Annotated in this window: 14 protein-coding genes; 5 read left to right on the forward strand and 9 right to left on the reverse strand. The window is 66.9% G+C overall.

The window, feature by feature from the left end:
• Positions 1-61: 61 nt before the first annotated feature.
• Positions 62-1,090 carry a helix-turn-helix domain-containing protein gene (locus CA606_RS15675; RefSeq protein ID WP_096053694.1) on the forward strand — a complete coding sequence of 343 codons (1,029 nt, stop codon included), beginning with the start codon at positions 62-64 and terminating at the stop codon, positions 1,088-1,090.
• Between the two features lie 6 nt (positions 1,091-1,096).
• Here CA606_RS15675 and CA606_RS15680 read toward each other — a convergent pair whose 3' ends face one another.
• The gene (locus CA606_RS15680; RefSeq protein WP_096053693.1) at positions 1,097-3,022 is read right to left on the reverse strand and encodes a sialate O-acetylesterase; all 1,926 of its coding nucleotides are present in this window, start codon (positions 3,020-3,022) and stop codon (positions 1,097-1,099) included.
• A 313-nt stretch (positions 3,023-3,335) separates the two neighbouring features.
• Positions 3,336-5,816 (reverse strand): glycoside hydrolase family 3 protein, encoded by a 2,481-nt coding sequence (locus tag CA606_RS15685; RefSeq protein ID WP_181242630.1) that lies wholly within the window; start codon positions 5,814-5,816, stop codon positions 3,336-3,338.
• Between the two features lie 222 nt (positions 5,817-6,038).
• Here CA606_RS15685 and CA606_RS15690 point away from each other — a divergent pair, with 222 nt between their 5' ends.
• Both CA606_RS15690 and CA606_RS15695 read left to right on the forward strand, forming a co-directional pair.
• Positions 6,039-8,012, forward strand: coding sequence for a glycoside hydrolase family 97 protein (locus tag CA606_RS15690; protein WP_181242631.1), 1,974 nt, complete (start codon positions 6,039-6,041; stop codon positions 8,010-8,012).
• 160 nt (positions 8,013-8,172) lie between these two features.
• The gene (locus CA606_RS15695; RefSeq protein ID WP_096053690.1) at positions 8,173-9,789 is read left to right on the forward strand and encodes an alpha-L-fucosidase; all 1,617 of its coding nucleotides are present in this window, start codon (positions 8,173-8,175) and stop codon (positions 9,787-9,789) included.
• A gap of 110 nt (positions 9,790-9,899) precedes the next feature.
• Here CA606_RS15695 and CA606_RS15700 read toward each other — a convergent pair whose 3' ends face one another.
• Together CA606_RS15700 and CA606_RS15705 are read right to left on the reverse strand one after the other, a co-directional pair.
• Positions 9,900-10,721, reverse strand: a complete 822-nt coding sequence (locus tag CA606_RS15700) for a flagellin (protein WP_096053689.1) — start codon at positions 10,719-10,721, stop codon at positions 9,900-9,902.
• Positions 10,722-11,262: 541 nt separating this feature from the next.
• Positions 11,263-12,084 carry a flagellin gene (locus CA606_RS15705; protein ID WP_096053688.1) on the reverse strand — a complete coding sequence of 274 codons (822 nt, stop codon included), beginning with the start codon at positions 12,082-12,084 and terminating at the stop codon, positions 11,263-11,265.
• A gap of 165 nt (positions 12,085-12,249) precedes the next feature.
• Here CA606_RS15705 and CA606_RS15710 point away from each other — a divergent pair, with 165 nt between their 5' ends.
• The gene (locus tag CA606_RS15710; protein WP_181242911.1) at positions 12,250-12,390 is read left to right on the forward strand and encodes a hypothetical protein; all 141 of its coding nucleotides are present in this window, start codon (positions 12,250-12,252) and stop codon (positions 12,388-12,390) included.
• 132 nt (positions 12,391-12,522) lie between these two features.
• On the opposite strand, the gene wrbA is transcribed toward CA606_RS15710, so the two are convergent.
• Complete coding sequence (wrbA, locus tag CA606_RS15715; RefSeq protein WP_096053687.1) at positions 12,523-13,122, reverse strand: NAD(P)H:quinone oxidoreductase; 600 nt, start codon at positions 13,120-13,122, stop codon at positions 12,523-12,525.
• Between the two features lie 137 nt (positions 13,123-13,259).
• Here wrbA and CA606_RS15720 point away from each other — a divergent pair, with 137 nt between their 5' ends.
• On the forward strand, positions 13,260-14,159 hold the full coding sequence (locus CA606_RS15720) for a LysR family transcriptional regulator (RefSeq protein ID WP_096053686.1): 900 nt from the start codon (positions 13,260-13,262) through the stop codon (positions 14,157-14,159).
• A gap of 135 nt (positions 14,160-14,294) precedes the next feature.
• On the opposite strand, the gene CA606_RS15725 is transcribed toward CA606_RS15720, so the two are convergent.
• The 4 genes from CA606_RS15725 to CA606_RS15740 form a co-directional block, all read right to left on the reverse strand.
• Positions 14,295-17,246: a TIM-barrel domain-containing protein gene (locus CA606_RS15725; protein WP_096053685.1), complete on the reverse strand. Its 2,952-nt coding sequence runs from the start codon at positions 17,244-17,246 to the stop codon at positions 14,295-14,297.
• Positions 17,147-18,787, reverse strand: coding sequence for a DUF5597 domain-containing protein (locus tag CA606_RS15730; protein ID WP_096053684.1), 1,641 nt, complete (start codon positions 18,785-18,787; stop codon positions 17,147-17,149). The genes CA606_RS15725 and CA606_RS15730 overlap by 100 nt, the downstream gene beginning before the upstream one ends.
• A 300-nt stretch (positions 18,788-19,087) precedes the next feature.
• Positions 19,088-20,599, reverse strand: a complete 1,512-nt coding sequence (locus CA606_RS15735; protein ID WP_096053683.1) for a tryptophan halogenase family protein — start codon at positions 20,597-20,599, stop codon at positions 19,088-19,090.
• Between the two features lie 139 nt (positions 20,600-20,738).
• Positions 20,739-23,699 (reverse strand): TonB-dependent receptor, encoded by a 2,961-nt coding sequence (locus CA606_RS15740; protein WP_219933443.1) that lies wholly within the window; start codon positions 23,697-23,699, stop codon positions 20,739-20,741.
• Between the last annotated feature and the right edge of the window lie 336 nt (positions 23,700-24,035).

Raw genomic sequence — 24,035 nt, forward strand, 5'->3', positions numbered from 1 at the left:
CCACGTTCTATTGTCTAGCTGTCCGGAATCGGCCAGAGCCTCCTCGACCCTTCGAGGACCCATGCAAGCTGAAACCCCGCCGAGAGATCTATGGCTCCTGGATGCGCGGGAGCAGGCCGACGCCGCCGAGCGCTATCGACAGGCCTGCGCCCAGCTGTTCGAGGTCACGCTGCAGGGGCCCGACAGCGCGTTCCACAACCGCATGGACGGCTACAATCTGGGCGGCGTGGTGCTGGCGCGTTGCTCGGGCGTCCCCCAGCGCTTCGACCGCCGCTACGCCCACATCATCGCCGACACCGCCGACTCGGTGCTGGCCGTGCTGGAGCTGAGCTCGGGCGGCTGGAGCGGGATCTATGACGGCCGGCCGGCCGATGGCGGCATGGGCTCGATCCGGCTGGTCGACATGTCGCGGCCGTTCGACATGACCACCGCCGCCTTCGAGACCCTGAACCTAGCCATCCCCCGCGCGGCGCTGGACGAGCTGGTCGACCATGTCGACTTCCACGGCCGCGTGGTGTCGGAGGACACCGCCACGGGGCGGATCCTCGGCGCGCACATGCGGGCGGTGTGGGACAGCATCGAGACGATCACCACCGCCGAGGCGGCGCTGGCGGCCAAGGCGGCGGCGGCGCTGTTCAGTGCGGCGATCCTGGCCCATGGCGAGGCCGGGGGAAGCGACGCCCGGCCGGTGGAGAAGATGCTGCTGGCCTCGGCCCGCGACTTCGTCATCGACCGGCTGGCCGACACCGAGCTGTCGCCCGAGGCGGTGCGCCAGCACCTGGGGATCTCGCGCAGCCTGCTCTACAAGGTGTTCGAGCCGGCGGGCGGGGTCAGCGCCTTCATCCAGGCCCGGCGCCTGGACCAGGCCTTCGACGAGATCATCCGCGATCAGAGCGAGCGCAAGACCCTGGCCGAGATCGGCTATGGCCTGGGCTTCCGCTCGGACGCCCACTTCAGCCGCGTGTTCCGCGCCCGCTTTGGCGTCACCCCCGGCCGCCTGCGCCGCCTGGGGGCCTCGGCCCGCCAGGAGGGCCTCTCAGCGCTGGAGCGTCCGGACGACGCCTTCGCCTGGTTGAGCAGCCTGCTGTAACATCGGCTATGGCACAGCCAGCTCGAACGGCGTCGCCGGCAAGCCCGTCTTCCCGAACAGGTTGATGATCGGGCTGTCGGCCCAGGCGTAGCGGACCTTGGTCGCCGTCATGCCGGAAGGCGCGGTCAGACGGACACTGGCCCCGTCGACCATGGCGTCGACGAACCGGCAGGCGCTGGCGTCGCACAGCTCGAAGCCGATCGGCCGGTTGCCGGCATGGACGACGCCCGGCTGGTCCAGCGTCACGACCACGGCCTGGCCGTCGCGGCGAGCCGACAGCGGCGCGGGTCCCGAGGCCACCACCGCCTCGCCATAGGCCAGCTTGCGCGCGTGCAGGGCCAGCCGCTGGCCGACCCGCATCTTGTCGGCGGGGTGGATGTCGTAGGGCGAGCCGATATCGACGGCCGAGGCCATGCCCACCATCGGGTCGGCCGCCGCCACCTGGCGCTGAACATCGCGCAGCGCGGCCCAGGCCGAGTTCACCGGTCGATCCGCCTCGGGACCGAAAGCGGCCAGCTGGGTCAGAAGGAACGGCTGGTTTCCGCCGCCGAACGCCGCGCGCCAGTCGGCGATCAGGGCCGGCATCAGGCGCGCATACTCCTGCGCCTCGGCGACATTGGACTCGCCCTGATACCAGGCGAAGCCCTTGACCCCGAACGGGGCCAGCGGCGCGATCATGCCGTTGCGCAGGGTGGAGAGCCCGCTGGCGCCCAGCCACGGCGCGCTGGGCGGCAGGGCCGTATCCGTCAGCGGCGCGGCGATCTTGTAGCGCCAGGCGGTCGGCAGCGGCACGAACGTCCCGTCGTCCAGCGCCAGCCCCTTCAGGCCCGCCTTGCCCCACGCGCCGCCGCCGCCGCCCTTGTCGATCACCCGCAGGGCCAGCACGTTGCGTCCGGCCTTCAGCGCGCCGGGCGCCAGGCGGTAGGCGCGGGGCGTATCCCAGCCCTGGGTGGAGCCGATCTCGCGGCCGTTGAGGAAGGTGGTGTCGATATCGTCCACCGGCCCCAGCGCCAGGGTCGCGCCCTGGGCGGCCTGGGCCTTGGTCAGGGTGAGCTCCAGCCGCAGCCAGACCGTCCCATCGAAGCCGGCCAGGTCGGGCGCGGTCTGCTCCCAGAAGCCTTCGGTCGGCAGAGGCTTCCAGGCGCGGTCGTCGAGGTCAGGCTTCTCCCAGCCCTTGGCGGCGGGGATCGTGGCGCCCGCCCAGCGGCCCAGCGACTGGCTCCAGCGCGCGACGCCCAGCGCCGGGTCACGGGCGTAGTCGGCCAGCACCGACAGCCCCTCGTCATAGGTCTTGAGCGCGGCCAGCCCCTCGCGGCTGATCCAGTCCTGGATCACCGATCCGCCCCAGGTGGCGTCGATCAGGCCGATGGGAACGCCCGTGGTCTTGCGCAGTTCGCGGCCCATGAAGAAGCACGCGGCGCTGAAATTGGCCGCCGTCTGGGGCGTCGAGACCTTCCACACGACGCCCGTCGGCAGGCTGTGCTGCGGCGCGGGACGGCTGATCTTGCCCGTCTGCAGCAGGCGGATGTCGGGATCGCCGGCCGACGCCACCTCGCCGTCGCCGTTCAGCGCCTGGCGCAGCGGGTACTCCATGTTCGACTGACCCGAACACAGCCAGACATCGCCCATGACGAGGTTCGAGACCGTCTGGGTCTGATCGCCGGCGCGCGCCGTCAGGGTCAGGGCGGCCCCGCCCGCCGGACGCGCGGGCAGCACCGCGCTCCAGCGGCCGTCGCCGTCGGCGCTGGCCGTGACGCCCTGTCCCGACAGGTCGACCACCACGCTCGCATTCGGCGCCGCACGGCCCCAGACGCGGATCGGCTGATCGCGCTGCAGCACCGCATGGTCGCTGAACACCGACGCCAACGGGCCGGCCAGCGCCGGGGAGGAAAGACCCATGGCGGTGGCCAGGATCAGGGCTTTCAGCGACATGGGGGTTTCCGGTTCTAGGGCCTGGACTCAAATGCGGAGGCCAAAGCCCCCGATACCGCAACAACTCAATCTCTCGTCATCCCGGGCGGCGAAGCCGACCCGGGACCCAGGGGCAAGCGGCAGTGCGGTCGCCCCTGGGTCCCGGCGCTACAGCCCGCTGCGCGGTCTTCCGGCCGGGATGACAACAGAAAATGATCTCGACGGGGTGGGCGCGGACCTCAGTCGCCTCCCCGCCGCCGACCTTCCCCGGCATTGGCTTCGCCGCACTGACGTGTCGCCGGGGAGGTCGGAGTTTGAGAGGTTTGAGGGCGTCCTACTGCGCCTTGGCCGGGCAGACCGCGCCGGCTGGATCGGCGGTCAGCTTCACCTCGGCGATCGACACGGTGAAGGCGCCGGCCGAGATCAGTTCGAACGGCGCGGCGACCTTGGTCACGTCCGTCCCGGCGGCCTGGAAGCACTTCAGCGGGATCTTGACGCTGGCCCACTGCCCGGTCGGCGAACCGGCCGGCGGGGTCACGTCCAGACGGCCCGCGCCCATGGCCAGGGTCACGCGCCCGGTCGCCGCAGCGTCCAGGCGATAGGCGAAGCTCAGCGCCATGTCGGCGTTGGTCTGGAACGACAGGTCCAGCGGCTTGTCGCCCACGATCGACAGCTTGCCAGGCTTATCGCCGGCGAAGGTGATCTGGCGGCCCGCCTCCTGCACGTTGCCCGCGTCGACCGGCGCGATCTGCACGCTCGATGACGGAGAGGCCTTGAACGCGAACGGCGCCGGCGTCTTGCCGCCGACGAAGTAGTTCACGACGTTGTCGGCCTGGGCCGTGACGCCGGAAACCTCGGACAGGCGCGCAACCTTGCCCGGCTTGGCGTAGCTGAGGCCATAGCCGTAGGCGAACAGCGGGTCATAACCCTTGTCGCCCTTGTTCAGGCGGAACTGGGCGGCGGTCTTGGGCCAGCTGAACGACAGCTTGCCGTGGAAGTCGTGACGCGGCTTGCCGGCCTTGTCGCCGATCAGCACGTCGGCCACGCCCGCGCCTTCCGAGCCCGGCAGCCAGGCGGCCACGAAGGCGTCCGAGGCGTTGATCTCGGGATTGACCCACAGCGGACGGCCGGTGAGGAACACCGCCACCACCTTCACGCCCTGGGCCTTCAGGCGCTTGAGCAGGGCGAGGTCGGCCTTGTCGCCCGGCTGATACTCGAGCGAGGTCTTCAGGTCGCCGACACCTTCCGCATACGGATTTTCTCCGAAGACGACGATGGCCACGTCCGGCTTCTTGTCGAACTTGCCGTCAACGCTGAGCGTCGCGCGACCGCCGCCCGCCTCGACCGCCGACTTCACGCCGGTCCAGATCGAGTCGGCGTTGGGGAAGTCAGCGTTGGTGTTGCCCGTACCCTGCCAAGACAGGGTCCAGCCGCCCGACTGCTTGCCGATATCGTCAGCGCCCGAACCGGCGACCAGGACATTGGCCGAGGCCTTCACCGGCAGGACGCCGTCGTTCTTGAGCAAAACCAGAGACTTGCGGACCGCCTCGCGGGCGATGGCGCGGTGTTCAGGCGCGCCGATCACGCCTTGGCGGCCCTCATGGGGACGGCTGGCCTGGAACAGACCCATCTTGGCCTTGACCCGCAGGATGCGGCGCACCGCGTCGTCGATGCGGGCCATCGGGATCACGCCCGATTTCGCCTGGGCCAGGGTGTTGTCATAGAGCGCCTTCCAGCTGTCGGGGGCCATGAACATGTCGAGGCCTGCGTTGATCGACTGCGCACAATCGGTCGGCTTGCAGCCCACCACCTGGCCATGGCCGTTCCAGTCGCCGACCACAAAGCCGTCGAAGCCCATCTTGCCCTTCAGCACGTCGGTCAGCAGGCTCTTGTTGCCGTGCATCTTCTGGCCGTTCCAGCTGTTGAACGAGGCCATGATCGTCAGGGCGCCGGCGTTGATGGCCGGCACATAGCCCTGGGCGTGGATGCGGACCAGTTCCTCCTCGGAGACCTGGGTGTCGCCCTGGTCGACGCCCTTGTCGGTGCCGCCGTCCCCCAAAAAGTGCTTGGCGCTGGCCGCGACCAGGCCCTGCTGGATCACCCCGGCCTTGCCGCCGGTGAACGGCGCGACAGCGCCCTGCAGACCCAGGATCATCTCGCCGCCGTACTGGCGGATGATGGCGGGGTCTTCGGAATAGCCTTCGTAGGTGCGGCCCCAGCGGTCGTCGCGCGGCGCGGCCAGGGTCGGGCCGAAGGCCCAGTCGAAGCCGGCGGCCGAGGTTTCCAGCGCCGTGGCCTTGCCGATGCGGCGGATCAGCTCCGGATCACGCGCCGCGCCCAGGCCGATATTGTGCGGGAAGAGGGTCGCGCCGACGACGTTGTTGTTGCCGTGCACGGCGTCGATGCCGAAGATCAGCGGCACGTGGGTCCCGCCCACGCGCTGCGCGGCGGCTTCGCGGAAGGCCTTGGCGGTGTCGACCCACGGCTTTTGCGGCGAGCGGTCAGGCGCGCCCAGCGGCGGCGAGCTGCCCCCGCCCAGGATCGAGCCCAGCGGATAGGTCTTGAGGTCCTCGGGCTTGATCGCGCCGATATCGGCCTGGATCAGCTGGCCGACCTTCTCCTCGAGGGTCAGCTTGGCCAGCACCGAATCCACGAACGCTTCGGTCGCCGGATCAATGAGCCCCTGGCTCTTGGCCGCGGGCCACTTGGCGGGCTGGGCGGTGGATTGTGCGGTGCTCTCGGCCGACGCGACGCCGGCCAGGAAGGTGGACGCCAAGAGGGCGACGCAAAGGGTCTTGGTGTTCATACTCCCCAACTCTTTTTTCGTTAGAGCATTTTCCGACGAAGTGGATCCGGTTCGTCGCCAGAAAATGCGTTAATACAAAGGACTAGAGCGTTTTCCGATCCAAGCGGATCGGAAACCGCTCCAGACGGCCACGCGCCGCGTCGACAACGTTGTCATACCCCTCGACGCCGATCCAGAGGCCGTCTAGTTTGTATGACAAATAGACAGACACAATCGGGTTGGAAACTTCAAATGCAGGCCACACGTCACTTTCTGACAGCGCTGACGGCGGTCGGCTGCCTGAGCGCCGCCGGGGCCTCCGCCCTCGCCGCCGATCACGCCGTCACCTCGCCCGACGGCCGGACCCGGATCACCCTGTCGGATCAAAGTGGCCAGGCCAATTTCACCTTGCAGTTCAAGGGCGAAACGCTGATCGCCCCCTCGCCTCTGGGCCTGGTGCTCGACAAGGGCGGCGCCCTGTCGGGCGGGGTGAAGATCGTCGGCGCCGCCAGCCGCAGCGTCGATGAGACCTACGATCTGGTCGTCGGCAAGACCCGGACGGCGCGCGATCGCTATAACGAGACCACCGTAGAATTTCTCGAAACGGGCGGCTTGCAGCGACGGCTGAAGGTGATCGCCCGCGCCTACGACGACGGGGTGGCGTTCCGCTATGTGCTGCCCGACCAGCCGACCCTGGCCGGCGTGGCGGTGCGCGGCGAGGAGACCCGCTTCGACTTCGCCGACGACGATCGCTGCTGGGCGCTGAATCTGGGGCGGTTCGGCACCTCGCACGAGGGCGAGTACGACCCGGTCATGGCCCACGGCTTCCGGGCCTCGGCCCTCTATGAGCTGCCGGTCGTCTGCCAGACCGCCAAGGGCGCGACCTTCGCCCTGGCCGAGGCGGACCTGCGCAACTGGGCGGGTCTCTACCTGACCGGACGCGGCGACGGCGGCCTTGGCCTGCAGGCCCAACTGGCGCCGCGCCTGGATGATCCCAGCAAGGCCGTGCTGACGCGGATCGGGACCGACACGGTCTCGTCCTGGCGCGTGGTCATGGTCGGCGAGACGCCGGGCGATCTGATCGCCTCGAACCTGATGACCAGCCTGAACCCGCCGACAGCCTTGAGCGACACCCGCTGGATCAAGCCCGGCAAGGCCGCCTGGGACTGGTGGAACGGCGGCAAGACCGCCAACGCCGAGGGCATGACCGACGCGGCGATGAAGGGCTTCATCGACTTCGCCGCCGCTCAGAAGCTTGAGTACATGCTGATCGACGACGGCTGGTACGTCGGTTCAGGCCAGGCGCCGGCGGTTCTTCCGGGTACGGACGCCACCCGGCCGATCCCCGCGATCAACATCCGCGACCTCGTCGCCTACGGCCGCGAGCGGGGCGTCGGGATCATGCTGTGGGTCCACTGGAAGCCGATGGACGCCCAGATGGACGAGGCGCTGGCCGCCTACCAGGCCTGGGGCGTCAAGGGGATCAAGGTCGACTTCATGGACCGCAACGACCAGCAGATGGTCGACTTCTATCACCGCCTGTTGAGCAAGGCCGGCGAGCATCAGTTGATGGTCGACCTGCACGGCGCCTATCGCCCGACGGGCCTGGTCCGCACCTATCCGCACTATGTCACCCAGGAGGGGGTGCTGGGCGCGGAGTACAACAAGTGGAGCCGGCGGATCACCGCCACCCACAACGTCACCCTGCCCTTCACGCGGATGCTGCTGGGGCCGATGGACTACACGCCGGGCGGCTTCCGAAACGTCGCGCCTGAGGCCTTCAAGAACCAGTTCATTCTGCCCACCGTCCAGACCACCCGCGGCCAGGCCCTGGCCATGTACGTGGTCTATGACAGCCCGCTGACCATGGTCTCGGACAGTCCGATCACCTATGCGGCCTCGCCCGCCGGGCTGGACTTCATCAGCGCGGTTCCAACCAGCTGGGATGAGACCCGCGTGCTGTCGGGCGAGATCGGCCAGCACATCGTCATCGCGCGCCGCAAGGGCGCGGACTGGTGGGTCGGGGCCATGACCAACGAGGCGGGGCGGACGGTGAAGGTTCCGCTGAGCTTCCTGGGGAACGGGGCCTTCTCGGCGGAGATCCGCGAGGACGGCGCCGAGCCGACGGCGCTGAAGACCCGCACCCAGTCGGTGAAGGCCGGCCAGACCCTCTCTCTGAAGCTGGCCCCCAGCGGCGGCGGCGTGATCCGGATCAGCCCTCGGTGACCACCGATCAAACCCTCAAAATCTCTATCGCCTCAACACAGTGTCATCCCGGCCGCACCCCGGCGAAAGCCGGGGTAAGAGCCGGGACCCAGGGGTGGCCGCCCAGGGCGTGGCCCCTGGGTCCCGGATCGCCCCTGCGGGCCGTCCGGGATGACACGGAATGGAGGACGCAGAACTTCAAGGAAGCCGTAGAATGACCTTCACCAGACGCGACCTCCTGGCGGGCGCCGCCGCCCTGTCCGCCTCCCCCGCCCTCTCCGCGCCCCGCTTCCAGCCGAGCTGGGAGTCACTGGCGGCCGGCTACAAGGTTCCCGACTGGTTCCTCGACGCCAAGCTCGGCATCTGGTCGCACTGGGGTCCGCAGTGCGTGCCGGAGTTTGGCGACTGGTACGGCCGGCAGATGTACCACCAGGGCAACCCCTTCTACGACCACCACGTGAAGACCTACGGCCACCCGGCCGACTTCGGCTTCATGCAGTTCATCCCGCGCTGGAAGGCCGAGACCTGGGACCCCGAAGGTCTGATGCAGACCTATGTCCAAGCGGGCGCGAAGTACTTCATGTCGATGGCCAACCACCACGACAATCTCGACATGTTCGACAGCCGCCACCACGCCTGGAACACCACGCGCGTTGGCCCCAAGCGCGACATCGTCGGAACCTGGGCCAAGGTCGCGCGGGCGCACGGGCTGAAGTTCGGGGTGTCCAACCACGGCGCCCACGCCTGGCACTGGTGGCAGACGGCCTATGGCTATGACGCCGAGGGTCCTCGCGCGGGCCAGCGCTACGACGCTTTCCGCCTGACCAAGGCCGACGGTAAGGGCCAGTGGTGGGAGGGTCTGGACCCGCAAGATCTCTATACCGGCCGCAACATGGTGATCCCCGACGGAATCGGCAGCATCGCCGCCGCCAACGCCTGGCATGACGCCCACGACGGCCAGTGGGTCGAGACCCCGCCGCCGAACAATCCGGGCTTTGTCCGCAACTGGCTGGCGCGGCAGAACGATCTGGTCGAGCGCTATCGGCCCGACCTCGTCTATTTCGACAACTACGGTCTGCCGCTGGGCCAGGCGGGGCTGGACGCCACCGCCCACTACTACAACCTCCAGCGCGGCGACGTCGTGGTGACCGGCAAGAAGCTGTCGCCCCTGCAGCGGCGCGCCATCGTCGAGGATGTCGAGCGCGGCTTCTCCGACCGTCTGCGCGAGGAGCCCTGGCAGACCTGCACCTGCATCGGCAGCTGGCACTATGACCGGCCGCTGTATGAGCGCGGCGGCTACAAGTCCGGGCGCGAGGTGATCCAGCGGCTGATCGACGTGGTCAGCAAGAACGGCTGCCTGCTGCTGTCCATCCCCCAGCGCGGCGACGGCGCGATCGACGATCTGGAGAAAAAGGTGCTGGCCGACATGGCCGGCTGGATGGCGGTCAACGCCGAGGCGATCCACGGCACGCGACCCTGGCGCCTGTTCGGCGAGGGCCCCACCCGCCTGGTCGAGGGCATGCAGAACGAGGGCGCGGCCAAGCCGTTCGAGGCCGCCGACATCCGCTTCACCACCAAGGGCGGGGCGCTCTACGCCCTGGCCATGGACTGGCCGCAGGGTGAGATGCGGATCCAGAGCCTTGGTGGAACCCAAGGCCAGGTGCGCCGGGTCGGATTGCTCGGCGGGGATCAGGCCCTGCCCTTCCGCCATGAGGCCGACGCTCTGGTCATTCGGCTGCCCGATCACCGTCCGGCTTTTACGCCGGCCCTGCGGATCGAGGGGCCAGGCCTAGCTTGAAGCACCCTGACCTGAAAAAGGGACGGACCACGAGGGCCGTCCCTTTCCAGGTCTAACGCCGCAACCGTTGAGGCGGATCGACAGGGTCGTCCGCCCGTCCGGTCGTCAGCCTATCGGAAAAGACTGAGGATCGCCGAGCTGGACGAGTTGGCGATCGACAGCGCCTGAACGCCCAGCTGCTGCTTGGTCTGCAGCGACTGCAGCTTGGCGCTTTCCTTGGCCAGGTCCGCGTCCACCAGGTTGCCGACGCCGGCGTCCAGGCTGTCCTGCAGCTTGCCGACGAAGGTCAGGTGGGTGTCCAGGCCCGTCGAGCTGGTGCCCAGCGAGGCCAGCTTGTTGGTCGCCGTCTGCAGCGCGGTGTTGACGCTGGTGATCATCCCCTTGGCCGCAGCGGCGTCCGCGAAGGTCGAGCCGGTGGTCAGGCCCAGGCCCTCCAGGGTCAGGGTCTTGGCGTTGACGGTGAAGCCCGAGCCGTCCGAGTTGGCCAGGAAGGTCAGCTTGGTGGTCGTGCCGTCGGAGATGCTGACGCCGTTGAACTTGGCGTTCGAGGCGGCCTTGGTGACCTGATCGCGCAGGGACTCAAAGTCGGCCTTCAGGGCGTTGAACGAGGCGGTGCTCAGCGAGGTGTCTGACGCCGCGAGCGCCTTTTCCTTCATCTTGCCCAGCAGGTCGGTGATGGTGTCGCCGGCGGCCAGGGCCACATCGATGGTCGACTGACCGCGCTGCAGCGAGTCCTTGACGGCGTTGATGCTGTTGGCGGTGGCCGACTGGTTCTTGGCGGTCGCCCAGATGGCGCCGTTGTCCTTGGCGCTGCCGATCTTCTTGCCGGTGCTGATGCGTTGCTGGACGGTGTTCAGTTCAGAACTGGTGCTGTTCAGATTCTGCAGCGCGATCAGCGCGCCAGAGTTCGTGTTGATGCTGTTTAGCGCCATGACGAAACACTCTCTTTCGAGGTTTCCGGTGTCGTTTTGACGACCGGCGGGCGTTTTGCCCACCGCGACAATATGACGCTTCGCTTTCGATATAGTTCACGAAACGTCGTTATTGGATTAACGGATCAACACTCGATTAACTCTACAAAAATAACCGAGCAACGTGCATTTAATAAATCGACGAATCTTAGCGTCTTTCGCGATTCACGAATGCTTAAGGCGACGAAGAATGCGGCGTTATGAACCTCGGATACTCAATCCATAGAGACCGCACCGACCAGAAAAGTTTATATTTTGTCATCCCGGCCGGAAGACCGCGTAGCGGGCTGTAGCGCCGGGACCCAGGGGCCACCGCACCGCCGCTCGCCCCTGGGTCCCGGATAGCCTCTGCGAGGCTTCCGGGATGACGATTGGTTTTGTCGCTTCAGTAACGGCGCTTTCGCGTCCGCGATGGAGTCCAACCCCTAGACTCATACAGACATAGAAAAAGGGCGGATCCGAAGATCCGCCCTTCTCGACGACGAACGCGTCGAAGTCCCGCTTAACGGAACAGGCTCAGGATCGACGACGAAGACTGGTTCGCGATCGACAGCGCCTGAACGCCCAGCTGCTGCTTGGTTTGCAGCGACTGCAGCTTGGCGCTTTCCTTGGCCAGGTCCGCATCCACCAGGTTGCCGACGCCGGCGTCCAGGCTGTCCTGCAGCTTGCCGACGAAGGTCAGGTGGGTGTCCAGACCGGTCGAGCTGGTGCCCAGCGAGGCCAGCTTGTTGGTCGCCGTCTGCAGAGCGGTGTCGATCGTGCCGATCATCGTCTTGGCGGCGGCGGCCGTCGTGAAGCTGGAGGTCGCCGTCAGGCCCAGGCCGCCCAGGGTCAGGGTCTTGGCGGTGACGGTGAAGGCCGAGCCATCCGAGTTCGCCAGGAAGCTCAGCTTGGTGGTCGTGCCGTCCGCGATGCTGACGCCGTTGAACTTGGCGTTCGAAGCGGCCTTCGTGATCTGGTCACGCAGCGAATCGAAGTCCGACTTCAGGGCGTTGAACGAAGCGGTGTTCAGCGAGGTGTCGGAAGCGGCCAGAGCCTTTTCCTTCATCTTGCCGAGCAGGTCGGTGATGGTGTCGCCGGCGGCGAGCGCGACGTCGATCGTCGACTGGCCGCGTTGCAGCGAGTCCTTCACGGCGTTCATGCTGTTGGCGGTGGCCGACTGGTTCTTGGCGGTCGCCCAGATGGCGCCGTTGTCCTTGGCGCTACCGATCTTCTTGCCGGTGTTGATACGCTGTTGAACCTGGGTCAGCTCGGCGTTCGTCGAGTTCAGGTTTTGCAGGGCGATCAGAGCGCCCGAGTTCGTGTTGATGCTGTTCAGCGCCATAACGAAACAACTCCTATTCGAGGTGTTCCGACGTCGTTTTGACTGTCGGTGGGCGTTTTGCCCACGCGCAATATCGCGCAACGAGCTTTCCAGTTCGTTGAGGAAAAACTGAAACAGAATTAAGAATTGAAACTATTTTGTTAATAGTAAAATGAACATCAATGAATAGAGACGCGCCCCAAGAGAGTCGACTTGTCTCAAAATGGCACACTCGGCGGCGCGCTAATGACTCAGCAGGACACCCCCGCGCCGCTGACGGCGCCTATGCTCGACAGGAATAGAGTCATTTCGCGCTCGGCGACCTGAGGCCGTCGCGCGCGGGGCCCGCCCTTTTCCATAGAGAAAGGGCCGACCGGCTCCCTGGGAGGGGAAGGAGCCGGCCGGCCCTGTCGCCGGTCAGTCAATGGGGGGGAGGCTGAGCGACCGGCGAGCGCTGGATCAGCCGTGCAGCTTGATGGCCGTCTCGGCGATCTTGCGGCCCTGGTAGCGGGCGCCGGTCAGCTCGTTCTCGCTGGGCTGACGCGAGCCGTCGCCGCCGGCGATGGTCGTGGCGCCGTAGGGGCTGCCGCCGGTGACCTCATCGAGGGTCATCTGGCCGGCGTGGCCGTAGTCGAGGCCGACGATCGTGGTGCCAAAGTGCAGCAGGTTGGTGATGATCGAGAACAGCGTCGTTTCCTGGCCGCCGTGCTGGGTGGCGGTCGAGGTGAAGGCGCCGGCCACCTTGCCGTGCAGCGCGCCGCGCGCCCACAGGCCGCCGGCCGCGTCGAAGAAGGCCGCCATCTGCGAGGCCATGCGGCCAAAGCGGGTCGGGGCGCCGACGATGATCGCGTCGTAGTCGGCCAGGTCCTCGACCTTGGCGACCGGGGCTTCCTGGTCGAGCTTGAAGTGGGCGCCCTTGGCGATTTCGAGCGGCACGGTTTCGGGAACGCGCTTGATGTCGACGCTGGCGCCGGCTTCGCGCGCGCCCTCAGCGATGGCCTTGGCCATGACTTCAAGGTGGCCGTAGGACGAATAGTAGAGAACCAGAACCTTGGCCATGAGGGCCTCCCTTGGGTTTGAACGGTGGGCGAGACCAAGCGCCTCGCTGTGAGAAGGGTTTTGCGCACGAACGGACTTGCGAAACAGTCGAATAAAATCGTCTATTATGTTCGATAAATTCGAACGATGAGGCGGTCTTGAACGAACCCGGCGCGCCGACCCTGGACCAGTTGAACGTTCTGCTCGCCGTGGTGGAGACCGGCGGCTTCGCGTCGGCCGCGCGGCGGCTGAACCGCGCCAATTCGGTGATCAGCTACGCCATCGCCAATCTGGAGGCGCAGCTGGGCCTGGTCTTGTTCGATCGTGACGCGGCCAAGCGGCCCGTGCTGACCGAGGCCGGCAAGGTGGTGGTGGCCCAGGCCCGGGTGATCGCCGGCGACGTCGCCAGCCTGCGGGCCAAGGCCAAGGGCCTGACCCAGGGCCTGGAGGCCGAGGTCAATCTGGTGCTGGACGTCATGTTGCCCACCGCCCGGGTGGTCGACGCCTTGCGGGCCTTCCGCGAGACCTTCCCGACCGTGACCCTGCGCCTGCATGTCGAGGGCCTGGGGGCGGTGACCCAGATGGTGCTGGACCGCGCCGCGACCCTGGGCGTGGCCGGGCCGCTGGAGGTCGTCCACGGCGGCGACGAGCTGGACTATATCGCCGTCGGCTCGACCCGGTTGATCCCGGTCGCGGCGCCCGACCATCCGCTGGCGCAGGGGCCCAACGCGCCGGGCGCGGGACGCGGCCACACCCAGCTGGTGCTCACCGACCGCTCACGCCTGACGCAAGGCCGCGACTTCGCCGTGGCCAGCGCCCACACCTGGCGGCTGGCGGACCTTGGGGCCAAGCACCTGCTGCTGAAGGAAGGCTTTGGCTGGGGCAACATGCCCGAGCCCATGGTCCGCGACGACCTCGCCGCCGGCCGCCTCAAGCGGCTGGACATGCCGGACCTGAAGGAAGCGATCTATCCGCTGCACGCGGTCTATCGCACCGATACCCCGCCGGGCCCGGCGACGGCGTTCCTGATCGAACGGTTTCGCGGGCAGGCGGGGTAAAAACAGCTGTCATCCCGGGCGGCGAAGCCGACCCGGGACCCAGGGGGTGACGAGACGCCGTGCGCGCCGCCCCCGGGTCCCGGATAGCCTCTACGAGGCTTCCGGGATGACAACGAGATTTAGGTCGACGGAAACCTACTTCTTCCGCGACACCACCACCACCGGCTGACCGGCGTACTCGACCGCGGCGTCGCCCGCCGCGTCAAAGTCCGTCGGCTTGGCGCCGCCGCCGATCAAGCGGATCTTGAACACGCGCTTGTCCCGCATGCCGTCGAACTTGCCCGAGCGCGCGCCGATCACGACCCGGCCCGAGGCGTCGTCATAGCTGATCGGGATGCGGCTGTAGGCGCCGCGCTGATAGGCCATCGACAGGCCGTCGTCCTCATAGAGCTCGAACTTGCCGTCCTTGCCGGCATAGATCACCAGGGTGACCGGCGCGTCGGGCTTCTCGCCGATATATTGCTGCACCTCGGTGGTCGGCACGATCGCGCCGGCCTTCACGAACAGCGGCATGCGGTTCAGCGGCGCGGCGGCCTGGATGGTCTGGCCGCCCGCATGGGCCTTGCCGGTCTCGAAGTCGTACCAGGTGGTCCCGGCCGGCAGATAGACCGCGCGCGAGCGGGCCTTGAACTGCGTGACCGGCGCCACCAGGAACGCGGGACCGTACAGATACTGGTCGTCGATGTTCCGCGCCTTCAGGTCCTGCGGGAAGTCCATGACCAGGCCGCGCATGATGCTGCCGTCGCGGTGATAGGTCTCGCCCGCCAGGGTCAGGGTGTAGGGCATCAGCCGGTAGCGCAGCTTGTTGTACCAGACGAGCGAGTCGTAGACCTCGGTCCCCTGGTCGGCGAGGTTCCAGATCTCGCGGAACGGCTCTTCGCCGTGGCTGCGGAACAGCGGGCTGAAGGCGCCGAACTGGTACCAGCGCAGGTTCAGCTCCTGCCACTCGGGCCAGTGCTGGGGGTCCTTCTTGATGTAGCGATCCTCGACCGAGAAGCCGCCGATGTCGGTGGTCCAGTTGGGCACGCCGGTCATCGACAGGTTCACGCCGGCCGAGATCTGATCGCGGAAGTCGTCCCAGCGCGCCACCACGTCGCCGCTCCACAGCGCCACGCCCTGGCGCTGGATGCCGCCAAAGCCCGAGCGCGAGAAGATGTACGAGCGCTTGTTGGGGGTGCGCTCATGCTCGCCGTCGAAGACGCTCTGGGTGTGGATCAGCGGGTAGGAATTGAAGAACTCCGCGCCCGGCCCCTTGGCCGTCGGCCCCATGCGCAGGGTGCGCTCGGGGATGTCGAGGTTGGAGTGCATGTCCGGCTCGTTGCTGTCCATCCACCAGGCGTCGATGCCGACGCCGCCCAGATTGTCCTTGATCTGGCGCCAGTAGATGTCGCGCGCTTCCTTGGTGTACGGGTCGTAGAACGAGTTCAGGTAACCCGGCCCCACCCAGTCCAGCGCGCCCTGCTCGACATTGCGGCGGTACATGAAGCCCTTGGCGTCCAGCTCCTTGTAGTTGTCGGTGGTCGGATAGAACTTCGGCCAGATCGAGATCATGAAGTGGGCGTTCATGCCGTGAACGTCCGACAGCATCTTCTTCGGGTCGGGGAAGCGGGTTTCGTCGAACTTGTGGCTGCCCCAGCTGTCGTCTTTCCAGTAGCGCCAATCGAGGACGATGTTGTCGAGCGGCACACCGCGCTTGCGGTACTCCTTTACCACCCCGACCAGCTCGTCCTGGGTGTTGTAGCGCTGGCGGCTTTGCCAGAAGCCATAGGCCCAGCGCGGCAGGGCCTGGGCCTTGCCGGTCAGGTCGCGATAGCCGCTGACGACCTGGTCCAGATTGTCGCCGGCCACGAAATAGTAGTCGACCGCGTGGGCGACCTCCGAGGTCAGGGTCAGCGACTTCTGCTCGGCGGCGGGAAGCGGGTTGTTGTGCAACAGCGCGATGTAGCCGTCGTTGGGCTCCCACTCGACCTTCACCTTGTGGCGGCTTCCCGCCTTCATCGGGGCGGTGAAGTTGTGGAACCAGGGGTTCCAGTTCTGCCGCCAGCGATCGATCTTCAGCTGACCGTCGATCCACAGCTTGGCGTAGCTGGACGAGTAGAGCTTGAACTTCTGCAGGCCGCCGACGGCGCCCTCGACCGAGCCTTCCCAGACGACCTTGGCGCCGCGCAGCGGCTTCTTGTCGGGCCCGGTCAGTTCGGCCGGCCACTTGGGGAGGTCATCCAGGTACTGGTAGTCGATGTCCTGCTCGACGCGCGTCAGCTTCAGCTCGCCGTTGATGTAGTACTTGGCCGTGAAGCCGCCCGGCTTGCCGTCGGCGTCGAAGATCTTCAGGTCGCGCGAGGCCAGGGCGTAAGGCGTCGGGTCGCCGAAGCGGCTGATGCCGTTATTGTCCCAGAGTACGCCGTAGTTGCGCGTCGACAGCACGAACGGGATGGCGATGGCGCGATTGTACTGGGCCAGCTCGACGTCCTGGCCATTGTAGTTCATCTGGCCGTTCTGGTGCTGGCCCAGGCCATAGAAGCCTTCATCCGTATTCGGATTAAATCGCTGACTGACGGCGTAGAAGCCCTTGCCGTCGATCGTCAGCGGCTTGAAGTTCGACCGCGTCTGCTCGGTCAGCACGGTCTTGCCGGCCGCGTCCTTGAACGACACCGCGCCGGTCGAGAGCGCCACCTCCGCCGTGGCCTTGCCGGCCTTCAGCACGACCTTGCCACCCACCTGCTCGACGGTGAAGCCGCTGGTCTTGGGCGCCGCGATCACCTGCAGGCTGGGCGGGACGCTGATCGTCTCGGTCGGCGAGGCGGTGACGCGGATGGCCCGGTCGCTCATCACCTGCAGGCGGACCTTCTTGGCCGGCCCCGAGGCGGGCGTGATGACCACGCCGTCGGCGGTTTTCTCAAAGCCGCCGTCCAGGGCCAGCGCCGAGGTCGAGGCCAGAAGGGCCAGCCCGAAGGCCGAGAGGGCAAGAATACGCATGGCTGTTCCCGTCAGTAGGTGGCGAGCTTGACCCGCAGGATCTGCGAGCCGCCGGTAAAGTTGAGGCCGTAGTCGGTCTGGTCGCCGTTCCACAGGCGGTCGAAGACCCATTGGCCGTTCTCGAAGTGGCCTTCCTCGACCCGCGCCATCATCATGGGTTTGCTGTCGGCCTTGGCGCGGCCGAACTCGACGCGGACATGGCGGCCGGTGACCAGGAACTCGTCGGGCGAGAGCTGGGCGACAAGGCCGCCGCCCTCGGGGCCTTGCGGGCCCGCCGGGCGATCCTTCAGCCAGGTCCAGTCCGAGGCGCCGAACTGCCACTTGCCGTAGCGCAGGCTGACGCTCCAGGCGCCCATGGTCGTCGATTGCGCGGCGCGGTCATCGGGCTCGGCGCCGCCCCAGACCTTGCCCTCGAAGGACAGCCTGGCCCATTCGCGCGCCATCGGCGCCAGCAGGCGATAGTTGGCGGCGAAGGCCTCGATCGTCGCCTCGTCCACCTTGGCCGCGCCCAGCGGAAAGTTGGCGTAGCCGGTATAGTCCATGCCGAACGGCGACCAGCCGATCCCCTGCTTGCCCAGGGTGGAGAACACATAGCGGGCATAGGCCGGATCATTGCCGGTCTCGGCCACGAACAGGGCGTTGTTTGGCCGGGCGTAGTGCCCCAGCACCGCGTCGTACTTGACCGACTCCTTCATGTAGATGTCGGGCGCGATCAGGTCGATCGACGGGGCGGCGGCCTGCCAGACGCCAATGACGTTGTCGGTGGGCCCGCCGGCCGAATAGGTCTTGGGATCGCCCGGCTTGATCGGATCGCGCAGGGCGGCGTTGACGTACATCGGCAGCGGATAGACCGCCTTGCCGGCGGCGGCGACCTGGTCGACGAAGCGGCCGATATGCCAGGCGTGGAAGACCTCGTCGGCGTTCTTGCCGAAGGCCTGAGACCAGGTTCCCGGCTTGGCCCCGACCGCCTTGACCAGGGCGGCGGGCGCGGGGCCGTCGAACACCTTCTGAGCCGCCGGACCAAAGTCGCGGACCGTGCCGTAGGTGCCGGTCTCGTTCTCGACCTGGACCATGATCACGGTCTTCTGGGCCGAGTCCTTGGCCTTCAGATGGGTCATCAGGGCGACGAAGGCCTTGCGGTCGGCGTCCAGAGTCGACTTCGCCAGCGGCGACATCGAGTAGGAGCGCTCGCCGGTCTCCTTCTTCAGGCGCGGGAAGCGCTTGTCGTCCAGCTTGACCCACTCGGGCGCATAGGACGGCGAGGAGTTCTTCCAGGTGCCGAACCACAGCAGGACGAGGCGCACCTTGCGCTCGCGGGCCTGGGCCAGCAGCAGGTCGAGATAGGAAAAGTCGAACTGGCCCTCGACCGGTTCGATCTGCTCCCAGGCGATCGGAACCTGGACGGTGTTGGCCCCCATACGCTCGACGGCCGGCCAGACCTTGGGCATCTGCGAGGGCCAGGCGCTGGAATTGTTGACCTGGGCGCCCAGCATCAGAAAGGGCGCGCCGTCGACCAGGAGGGCGTGGCGGCCGTCCTTGGTGACAAGCTTGGGCATCGGCTGCTCAAGACCGGCGGCGACCGCGCCGCCCGCCAGGAGGACGCTCAGCGCGACCGCCGTCGCGAGGCGTGAAATCCCCATCGCTTCCTCCACTCATGGCGCGCTCTACTTGGTAGCGCTACCAGCTCTTGATGGACGATCGCCGGGCTCTGAAGCGTCGGCAAGTCCGGGTTTTGCTCCCCAGTCAAAAAAATCCGCGCACCGTCGCAGGTGACGATGCGCGGGTCAGGACATCGCGCGGCCTCGGGGAAGAGGCGCCGCGCGAGGCGCTCGAAGGCCGGTGAGCCCCGTCTCGCGCCGCCGAACCGGTAGATGGCCCCGGCCCGACTAGACAGAAACTATAATCATATAATTCAGACCAGCAAGCGGATTTGATAGCGTTGTCACACCGGTTCAGGGCGGCGGCGCCCGGCAGAAGCGGTCGATGAACGCGGCGTGTGACGGCAGCGCCTCGGCGGCCTGCCGCACGGCCTCGCGACGCCGGCGCATGCCGTCCGCAAGCTCGGCCAGCGAGATCGCATCGGCGCGCGGATCGTGCGCCTCGGGCACGATGTCCTGCCCCAGATAGATGGCCAGCCAGCTGGGCTCGAGGAACGACTCGTCGGTCTTCAGCAGCGCCTCGCCGGTGCGCCGGAACCGCTGCAGTTGCTCCTTCAGGGCGTCCGGCGGATCGATGCTGCGAACATGCCGCCAGAACGGCGTGTCGTCACGCTGGGCGGTCACATAGTGCAGCACGATGAAGTCGCGGATGTGGTCGATCTCGGCGGCGCTGAGCGCGTTGAAGACCTCGGCGCGCCTGGGGTCGAAATCGCGGTCGGGGAAGTGCTCGATCAGCCGGCCGATGGCGTTCTGGATCAGGTGGATGCTGGTGCTTTCCAGCGGCTCGATGAAGCCGGACGACAGGCCCACGGCCACGACGTTGCGGTTCCAGATCTTGCGGCGGCGGCCGGTGACGAAGCGCAAGGGTCGGGGCGTATCCAGGGCCTTGCCGTCCAGCTTGGAGAGCAGGGTCGCGGCGGCCTCGTCTTCCGACGTGAAGGCGTCGCAGAAGACATAGCCGTTGCCGGTGCGATGCTGCAGCGGAATGCGCCAGCGCCAGCCGGCCGCATCGGCGCTGGCGGTCGTGTAGGGGGTCAGTTCGCCGACGCGCGAGGACGGAACGGCCAGGGCGCGGTTGACCGGCAGCCAGTGCGACCAGTCCTCATAGCCGGTCCCCAGCGCCTCCTCGATCAGGAGGCCCCGAAAGCCCGAGCAGTCGATGAAGAGATCACCCTCCAGCCGGCGGCCGTCTTCCAGCACCACCGCCTCGACGAAGCCGTCGCCGCCGCGCAGCTCGACCTTGGCGATCTTGCCCTCGGTGCGCGTGACGCCGCGCGCCTCGGCGTAGCCGCGCAGGTAGCGCGCGTAGAGCCCGGCGTCGAACTGGAAGGCGTAGGCATAGTTCGAATAGACCGATCGCGGATCGGGGACCGGCGGGCGAAAGCGGTTCAGCGCCGCCATCTGGGTGGTCAGGGAATAGGCCTCGTGGCTGGTCGGATCGCCCGCCGCCCGCAGGCGTCGCCAGTGATGATGCGGCGAGACGCCGTCGATCTTGGGCCCATAGTCGCCAAAGCCGTGGAACCAGCGCGAGCCCTGAACCCGCCAGTCCTCAAAGGCGATACCCAGCTTGAACGTCGCCTGGGTGGCCTTGATGAAGTCGATCTCGTCGATACCGAGCACGGCGTTGAAATTGCGGATCGGCGGGATCGTCGCCTCCCCCACCCCGACCGTGCCGATGGCCTCGGACTCGACCAGCTCGATCGCGGCGGGCTGATGCTCGAGGAAGCGCGCCAGCGCGGCCGCGGTCATCCAGCCAGCCGTGCCGCCGCCGACGATCACCACCTTGCGTATGCGCCTGTCGTTCATGCGGTTTCCGCCCTCGCCATCTTACAGCGCGTCATCCCGGCCGGAGCGCAGCGCAGAGCCGGGACCCAGGGGATGACGAAGCGCCGTGCGGGCGGCCCCTGGGTCCCGGATCGCGCAAGCGCGTCCGGGATGACACGCGTTAGAACGTGTAGCGGATCTGGGCGTTGAAGCGCCGGCCGGTGACGAACCAGGCGCGGCCCTTCATGCCGATGTTCTGCTGCATCAGCTGCTTGTAGGTGCTGTCGGTCAGGTTCTGGGCCTCGATCCCCAGGGTGATCTTGGGGGTGACCTTGTAGAACAGCGAGCCGTCCAGCTGGCCGTAGTCATCGGCCCAGGTCGGCAGGGCCCAGCGCTGGTCGTAGCCGTTGGTGGCCTTGTTGAAGCCGTTGCCGCCGTTGGTGCCGTTGACGTTCACCGCCTGCAGGTACTTGGAGCGCCAGTTATAGGCCAGGCGCGCCGAGACCTTACCCTTCTCGTACATCAGGGCCAGGTTGTAGCTGTTCTTGGACAGGTAGGTCAGCGGCAGGGTGCTGAAGGTCGAACCGTCCGTGTCGACGCCGAACGTGTTCTGCACATAGGTCGTCAGCTGGCTGGTCGTGGCGTTCTGCGGGTTGCCGTACAGCGTCTGATCGCTGTCGACATAGGTGTAGTTGGCCTGCACGCCAAAGCCGCTCAGCCAGCCCGGCAGGAAGTCGAAGAACTGGCTGTAGGCGATCTCGAAGCCCTTGGCCGTGCCCTTGGCGCCGTTGACCGGCGCCGTCGTGGCGAACGGATAGACCGTCCCGTTCGTGGCCGCATAGGGCACGTTGTAGAGGGCGTTGGTCACGACGTCCTTCAGGTCCTTGTAGAAGACCGCGGCCGTCAGCGAGCCGGTGGGGGCGAAGTACCATTCCAGCGTGGCGTCATACTGGTTGGACTGGGTCGGCTTCAGGTATGGATTGCCCGAACCGTTGCCCGTCAGGTCGGCCACGGCGTTGGGGCCCGAGCCGGTGATGCCCACGCTCAGCGTCGTATAGGCCTGCAGCTGGCTGTAGTCCGGACGCGCGATCGCCTTGGCCGCCGCGAAGCGGGCCTGCAGCGTGTCGGTGAGCTTTACGCGCAGGTTCAGGCTGGGCAGCACGTTGGTGTAGTCGTTGTGATACGTGCCCTCGGTCGTGGTCGCGGTGAAGATCGGGATCTTGCCGGCCGGGATGCTGGGATCGACGGCCGGGGTGGCGGCGCCGACGAACGAGCCGATCGCCTGCGAGCGCGTCTTGACCACGCGGACGCCGACATTGCCGTCGATCGGATACTTGGCCTGATCCCAGCCGAAGCGCAGCATCGCATAGCCGGTGTAGGTGTTCTCCGACTGCTCGTTGATCGCGCCCGGCCCGAAGGTCGCCGGCGACCAGGTGTAGGCCTGGTCATAGATGCTGTTCTGGGCGCGGAACTTGTGCAGGGTCTGGTAGCTAGCCGGCCAGCCGGTCGCCAGCTCGAGAGCCGGGAACACCACCGCCGACGGCAGCGTGGCGCCGCCGTTGAAGAAGTTGGGGAAGTCGTAGGTGGTGGTCGGGGCCTTGTAGGTCCCCACCGAGGCCAGGCTGTTCATGTACCAGCCCAGCATCCAGGTCTGGCTGACGGCCTGCCAGTTGTAGGGCGTGTTCTTGTTCAGCGCTGAGCGATCGGTGTAGCGGGCGCCGAAGCGCAGCGACTGCAGCACGTCGCTGTCGAACTTGTACTCGACATCCCCGCGCCAGGCCCACTCCTTGCCGACGCTTTCGTCGAAGTGGTCCATGGTGAACGCCCAATAGTAGTTGTTGGGGTTCGTCATGAAGGTCTTGTCGACCCCGATGGTCGGCAGCGAGCCGGTCAGGTCGATGGTCTGCGACGGGATCAAAAGCCCGGTGGCGACCGTCGAGTCGAAGCCCTTGGTCGTACCGCGCACGTACTGCACGTCGGTCTTGATGGTCAGCTTGTCGTCGGGCGTGAACTGCGCCGACCAGGCGAAATCGGTCGTCACCGACTTGCGGTTGGCGGTGCGGACGTCGTCGTTGAACGGCATGCCGCCGTCCGCCGGATCAGACAGCACGCCCGAGGTCAGGACGCCCTTGTCGTCATACTTGCCGTTGGCGACGACCACGTTCCCGGGATTGCCGATCTGGGAGAAGATCGCGAACTCGCCCCAGTCCATCTTGTAGTCGCTGCGGAAGCCCGTGAGGCTGGTCTGGAACTTGTCGTTCGGCTTCCACTGCAGGGCGCCGTACAGGCCAAGGCGCCGGCGGTCGAAGTCCAGCGTGCGCCATTGCAGGCCGTTGGGCAGCCACACGGTCTTGCCGGTGGTGTTCCAGGTGTTGCTGGCGTCCTGCGTCGAGGGCAGGTGCGGGAAATAGGCTTCCTGCTGGATCGCGTCGGTGCGGGTGTGGCTTTCGGAATAGGCCACGTCGAACAGGGCGCCGAACTGGCCAAGGCTGGTGTCCCAGCGGTTGGACAGCAGCAGCGAGCCTGACGGCTTGGCCTTGCCCTTCGACAGCTCGCCATAGCCCAGCGAGGCCGAGGCCCCGATCTTCAGACCCGGGAAGTTGAACGGCATCTGCGTGCGCAGGTTCACCAGGCCGCCGATGGCGCCTTCGATCTGCTCGGCCGAGGGGTTCTTGTAGATGTCGACGCCGGCCATCAGTTCGGGCGGCACGTCCTCGAACGACAGCGCGCGGCCGCCGTTGGCGGTGAAGCTGTCGCGGCCGTTCAGTTCCGAGCGGACATAGGTCAGGCCCCGGATGTTGACGCCCGAGCCCTCGACCGAGAAGTGCTCGGGATCGCCGCGGGACATGGTGTGGTCGATGGTGACGCCGACGACGCGCTGCAGCGCCTCGGTGACCGAACGATCGGGCAGCTTGCCGATGTCGTCGGCGCTGATGCCGTCGATGATCTCGGACGCGTTCTGCTTGATCTTCTGGGCCGACTGGATGGCCGCGCGCTGGCCGGTGACGACCACCGCCTCGACCGAGGTGTCATCCTGCCCCTTCTGCTGCGCGAGCGCCGCGGTCGGCGCGACGAGGCACAGCACCAGCGCGGACGCGCCGGCGAACATGAACTTCCGATGTGACGAATCATGGCGCTGCATGGCCGTTCCCTTCCCCCTGTCAGGAGCCGTCCCGGTCCATTCTTGGGTGACCGGTGACGTGCGGCCCTTCGCCGCTGCTCGATGATGGGAAGCTATAATCGTATAATTGATACCTTCAAGCCGAATTTGATAGCGCTATCATTTCGCGGCTCACCCAGCGCCGTTTTTGCCACCTTGCGCCCCTGACACCGGTCGCTTTCGAGCTACAGGGAGATCCATCCGGTCACCCTTGGAGGCGGCGGCCTCGATTGCTGACCCCAATATTATATTATAAACGAGCGGCGATAGACTTCCCGCTTGGCGCTTTCAGTCGGGCCGTGAGACTGGAATCGGCCT

Source organism: Caulobacter vibrioides (genome assembly GCF_002310375.3).
GTDB lineage: Bacteria > Pseudomonadota > Alphaproteobacteria > Caulobacterales > Caulobacteraceae > Caulobacter > Caulobacter vibrioides_D.

What these genes read in the sequence shown, in the direction of transcription:
- CA606_RS15675 (WP_096053694.1), top strand. Translation starts at nt 62, where the DNA reads ATGCAAGCTGAAACCCCGCCGAGAGATCTATGGCTCCTGGATGCGCGG.
- CA606_RS15695 (WP_096053690.1), top strand. Translation starts at nt 8,173, where the DNA reads ATGGAGGACGCAGAACTTCAAGGAAGCCGTAGAATGACCTTCACCAGA.
- CA606_RS15735 (WP_096053683.1), bottom strand. Translation starts at nt 20,599, where the DNA reads ATGAACGACAGGCGCATACGCAAGGTGGTGATCGTCGGCGGCGGCACG.
- CA606_RS15700 (WP_096053689.1), bottom strand. Translation starts at nt 10,721, where the DNA reads ATGGCGCTAAACAGCATCAACACGAACTCTGGCGCGCTGATCGCGCTG.
- CA606_RS15705 (WP_096053688.1), bottom strand. Translation starts at nt 12,084, where the DNA reads ATGGCGCTGAACAGCATCAACACGAACTCGGGCGCTCTGATCGCCCTG.
- CA606_RS15740 (WP_219933443.1), bottom strand. Translation starts at nt 23,699, where the DNA reads ATGCAGCGCCATGATTCGTCACATCGGAAGTTCATGTTCGCCGGCGCG.
- wrbA (WP_096053687.1), bottom strand. Translation starts at nt 13,122, where the DNA reads ATGGCCAAGGTTCTGGTTCTCTACTATTCGTCCTACGGCCACCTTGAA.
- CA606_RS15690 (WP_181242631.1), top strand. Translation starts at nt 6,039, where the DNA reads ATGCAGGCCACACGTCACTTTCTGACAGCGCTGACGGCGGTCGGCTGC.
- CA606_RS15680 (WP_096053693.1), bottom strand. Translation starts at nt 3,022, where the DNA reads ATGTCGCTGAAAGCCCTGATCCTGGCCACCGCCATGGGTCTTTCCTCC.
- CA606_RS15725 (WP_096053685.1), bottom strand. Translation starts at nt 17,246, where the DNA reads ATGGGTCTTCGACCGCCTGTGGAACGGCGACCAGACCGACTACGGCCT.